Origin of the sequence: Dickeya sp. CFBP 2040 (genome assembly GCF_012273755.1) — a bacterium.
GTDB classification, from domain to species: Bacteria; Pseudomonadota; Gammaproteobacteria; order Enterobacterales; family Enterobacteriaceae; genus Dickeya; species Dickeya poaceiphila.
Genome location: NZ_JAAVXH010000112.1, coordinates 1 through 458, shown reverse-complemented (window position 1 = coordinate 458; position 458 = coordinate 1). Strand labels below are relative to the sequence as shown.

Here is a 458-nt window from a genome sequence, read left to right as displayed (position 1 = left end):
GACAACCCGAACACCAGCGGTGCGTTCACTCCGGTCCTCTCGTACTAGGAGCAACCCCCCTCAATCTTCCAACGCCCACGGCAGATAGGGACCGAACTGTCTCACGACGTTCTAAACCCAGCTCGCGTACCACTTTAAATGGCGAACAGCCATACCCTTGGGACCTACTTCAGCCCCAGGATGTGATGAGCCGACATCGAGGTGCCAAACACCGCCGTCGATATGAACTCTTGGGCGGTATCAGCCTGTTATCCCCGGAGTACCTTTTATCCGTTGAGCGATGGCCCTTCCATTCAGAACCACCGGATCACTAAGACCTGCTTTCGCACCTGCTCGAGCCGTCACTCTCGCAGTCAAGCTAGCTTATGCCTTTGCACTAACCTCCTGATGTCCGACCAGGATTAGCTAACCTTCGTGCTCCTCCGTTACGCTTTGGGAGGAGACCGCCCCAGTCAAAC

At 55.9% G+C, this 458-nt stretch carries 1 rRNA gene; it reads right to left on the bottom strand.

Going from position 1 to position 458, the window contains the following annotated elements:
• Positions 1-458 (bottom strand): 23S ribosomal RNA (locus Dpoa2040_RS16835); the annotation flags it as partial.